This is a genomic window from Desulforamulus aeronauticus DSM 10349 (genome assembly GCF_900142375.1).
Lineage (GTDB): Bacteria > Bacillota > Desulfotomaculia > Desulfotomaculales > Desulfotomaculaceae > Desulfotomaculum > Desulfotomaculum aeronauticum.
Genome location: NZ_FRAR01000049.1, coordinates 1 through 3,988, shown reverse-complemented (window position 1 = coordinate 3,988; position 3,988 = coordinate 1). Strand labels below are relative to the sequence as shown.

Here is a 3,988-nt window from a genome sequence, read left to right as displayed (position 1 = left end):
TAGTCGTAGTCGGTAGTTTCTCCCAGGGCGTTGGTGACCTTAGTCAGCCTGTTTAAGGCGTCGTAACCGTACCGTGTGGCATTGTTTTTAGCATCTGTTAGTTTGGTAAGGTTACCCGCTAGGTCGTATTCGTACTTTTCTTCAACTGTGGTAGGTCCACCTGGTCTGTCTGGATAGCCTTTCCTTGAAATTGTTCTTCCCCACTGGTCATAGGTTTCTACATAATGGTTTTCGGCCACACCTGTATCTGCTGGGACAAATGTGGTGGTCTTGGTGCGGTTTATGATGTCGTAATCAAAGGCATGGTAGTTCCCTTGGGGGTTGGTGACTTTCTTTAAACGGCCCCATTCATCACTCACATAGTTTGTTTTATTGCCATTAGCATCTTTAGCCCAAACTAATTGTCCGTAATTGTTATATCCATAGGTAGCCGGAACCCAAATCCCACGCTCATAGTCATAGTATTCGCTAAAGAGCAGGTTCCCCTGATCATCATAATAATTATAGTTGTCCGAGAATATAGAGCCATTTTTAGTTTGATAGTTTCTGACACAAAAAGTAACTTGAGGCTCTTCCACAGATGGCTCATTAAGATATACGTGATTATAATATGCGTAGTTATCCATCACCACATAGTCACCATTTTGACCAGTTGATGTGGGATGGGTTATTGTTTTGATCCTGCCTTTTAAGTCATAGCTATAGTTGGTTAGGTTGCCCAAGGCATCCGCTTCACTTACTACATTGCCTCTAATAAATTCATAGTTCTTTTTGGTTGTACTGGATTTATGGGCCCCTTCTTCTGTGTAGTAGTTGGTAATTGTTGTGGGAAAGGCAAAGTAAGCCCCTGAATAGTCATAATCAGTCGCAGAAGTCCGTCCGTCATTATGGCGAATGTTTAGTCTGGTAAGGTTTCCTGGGTGACCCGTGTCACCGTATTGGTATTCGGCAGTCTCACCTTTAGCGTTGGTAGTAGCTGTAATGCGTCCTAGGCTGTCATAGTTGATGGATTCGGTCAGCATTCTTTCAGGTGTCTGGTAATAGCTTTTTGACGTAAGAAACTTAAAAGTTGGATTATAGGTATAGCTAGTGGTATTTTGGTTTTTAACAGTGGCATTGTTCCACTGTTCTCCATTTAGTAGCTTTGTTTCGGAAGCTACACCACCCCAGTCGTTGTAGGTATAGCCACGGTAAAGGGTGGATACATTATTGTTTGGGTTATAAAGCTCCGTTTTAATTTTGGTGACATTGTCTTTAAAACTGGAATGGTATTCCTCGTAGTAGGTAAATTCCTTTTCCCCACTTGAATGGTATTTTTCTGTTTTAAACCTTCTATTACCTTTATATGTTTCTTTTACTGTCAATCCATTGTCCTGCTGTGTGGTGCAGGTAAACTGGTAATTGGGATTTTCGTACAGACTGTATGAACCAGGGTATCCTGTTTCATTATCATAAACTGTTCCGTTATAGTTTCCGCTGTATGAATAGGCTCGCCGGTAATCTGTCCCGAAATAATCGTTGCTGGATTTCTGTTCGTATCGATTTGCTATTCTATGAGTTTCGTAAAAACCGTCCTGACCTAAGTGTTTTGTAGTCTTTTGATATGCATATACCCTTTTGGAATTCCTTAGGTAAAAATCACCTACTAAAACCTGAGGTGCCCATCCTGAATAACTGCTATCAGTTTTTTTCCAAAAGTTATATTTACCATCCAGGTAGTTATATTCATAATAGTCGGGAACTTCTCCATCGTAAAAACTATAAAGTCTCGGGTATCTCCTTTGTTCATCCCAGTTAGACCAATGAACGGTGTTAATAATAATGCCCCGTATGTAGGTTAAGGTATATTCATTTGCCGCCGCTGGCTCGGTAACTTTAATGGTAATTGTTCCTCCGTTGGATGGGTTTTCTTCATAAAGGCTGTCGTTATATGTGAAGGTTACTTTTCGCCCAATGCTGTCAGTAATTTCTGAGATTAGTGGCCAAGCCCTATCAAACCTGATTTTGTCTATCCAGGATGTTCCGTTTGCGCTGGTATTTAAAAATTCTATTCTAATGTATTTTGCGCTAGATGAGGTAGTAAATGTTTGAGACAGTGGTTCCCAAGTATTTTTGGTGGTAGATGTACTTAAAGCGCCCCGTTTAATTTCGTTATAGCTCTGGTTATATTCCCGAAATGTGAGGTTGGAATTACCACTAGTCAGTTGGTTATATAGATATCCACTAAGGTAGTATTTGGTATTAGGCAGTACTGGTATATAGCTGGAAAATGATGACTGGCTTGATCCGGAACTGCTGAATTTCAGTGAGGTGTTATCATCTTTACCAAATGTTTGATCATAGGAATAATATCCATTGGTTGTCCAAATACCTTTATTCTCCGAGTATTCAAAGTCATTATTGGGAGTGTAGTTGGTCACAGGGCTTTCCGTATGTTTGAATATGATTTTGTTGCCAAAACGGTCAACAACACCCAAAAGCCTACCATCTGCAGCAAAGTATCTTTTGGTCTGGTCGGCTGTGGTGAATGAATACTGGGAGGTTATCTGCCCGTTGGAAAAGCTGGTATCGTTGTTAAAGATGGCGTCTTTTAGGTAGTAGTTTTCCATATTGCTGTAGGTGCCAGCGGAAAAGTTGACATGGTATATATTTCCATCCCCAGTATGGTAGTAAAGTTCTTTTCTTCCATTTTCTTCTTCAATTTGGACAGAAGGAAAACCGAAGGACCAGCCAATACCTAAGGCATATCTGTTTAGGTAATATGTTGAGTAATCATTATATCCGGTGGTACCGTCACCCGAAATGCGTCGGTCTCCTAATAATGATTGATTGCTCTGGTATATCCTGCTAATTGTTAAATCCAGGCCGTTTCTGCCTGGCAGTTTAACATCAGTTTGTTTGATTGTCAGGTCACCGGTTTGGGGTGAGACTATTTCATCTATGTCAGCAACGGCAGAATATTTCTCATTGTTAACCCCATTCATGACGGAAGGGCCCACTAGTGTGTTATACCACGCGGTATCGGTGCTAGCTTGCGTTATCATCGTTGATAGTGCCTGTTCCGTTGCTTTATATACTTCTTCAGTTACGGATTTATCCTGATCTCCGTATACCATGTCTATTACTGATTCTTTTTGTTCCTTAAGTAGCTTGTCCTCTGTGGTTTTATTTTGGTCTCTATATACTGCCTCTGTCACTGATTGTTCTTTATAGGATAGTTTGCCCATCAGGTCTAGCCTGTTTTGTTTTTCAAGTAGGTTATAGTATGCCGAATGGCCATAAACGAAGTCTTGAACTGAGCCATTTTGAGGTGAGTTAAGCTCTATGATCTCGTTTTTTATTGGAGGTTGCTGTTCTATGATATATTCTTCCGTGGGAGTTACCTGATCTTTATATACTTTCCCAGATACTGACTGATCTTTGTCGCTCTGGGGTAATGGGCTTCCTAAACTAGTCATTCCATTAGTACCTATGGGGTCTGTTGTGATACTGGTAGTGGGCTCTGTAAGTAGACCTTTGTTTTGGGCAAAGGCCGGAAGAACCATATTTAATAGAAGAGACAGTACTAATAAACAGGATAAGTATTTTTTCAAACCTATAACCTCCCTTTCAACCGTTATTTTATTGTGCGTCGTATCACGTTTCCATTGCCATCGTATTGATAATTAACTGTTTTCTCCGATGTAAACATAGTATTTAAGTGATTTAAGTTGTCGTAAACGTTGACCTTTATTTAATATTGTGTTATCAGTGATGGTGTAATAAATCCCGCAGACTCAACATGTAATGCTAGTATTAATTAATTGCACGCCGTATTAGATTGCCATTTTCATCATATTGATAAACTATTGTTTTCTCCTGTAAAAAAATTTTATTTAAGCAGCTTAAGTTATCATACAGATATTGTGTTATGGGACTACTATCATTTATATTCTCTTCAAATAGCTGTATGTTTGTAATATATATGCTACCTGGATTTGGTACTATT

2 protein-coding genes are annotated in these 3,988 nt (G+C 39.7%); both read right to left on the bottom strand.

The window, feature by feature from the left end; translation table 11 throughout:
• Positions 1–3,593: DUF6531 domain-containing protein (locus tag BUA78_RS19545; protein ID WP_139257472.1), on the bottom strand; the 3,593-nt coding region annotated here is incomplete at its 3' end.
• Positions 3,594–3,795: 202 nt separating this feature from the next.
• The coding region (locus BUA78_RS20525) for a hypothetical protein (protein WP_207650526.1) at positions 3,796–3,988 on the bottom strand (193 nt) is incomplete at its 5' end.